General features: G+C 43.1%; 1 pseudogene. It reads right to left on the reverse strand.

Features of this window, described 5'->3' with window-relative positions:
- Nucleotides 1-469 (reverse strand): annotated as a pseudogene (locus RAD15_RS43720) (hypothetical protein); the annotation flags it as partial.

Consider the following 469-nt stretch of genomic DNA (forward strand, 5'->3'; position numbering starts at 1 on the left):
CTTTACTCAGCACATATCCGGCTGTAACCGATGGAAAGTTACCCCATTTGTTATTATCTCCAAAGCGCGATGAACCATCACGGCGCAAGGTGGCAGAGAATAAATATTTATCAAAGTAAGCATACTGAATGCGGGCCAGGTAGGAGATCTGTGTCCATGTATATCTTGCGGGCACTACAGTATAGACAATTGCCCCGGCTATATTGTTGAAATTATCATCGGATATACCCGAGCCTGTAATTGTTGTCGTACTGCCGCTTGCTGTCTGAAAGTTACAACCGGCCAGGACATCCAGATCATGATGACCAATGCTTTTGGTATAATTGATCGTATTCTCTGTGATATAATTATAGATATTACCATCATTTTCAATAGCCTGTGCGGGTTTGGGGGCTGCCTGTCGGTACGCTCCAACAGTAGATGGATTATAATAATCATAAAAATTTGTCCTGATATCGGCACCAACCAG

It is taken from the genome of Bradyrhizobium sp. 14AA (assembly GCF_054185205.1).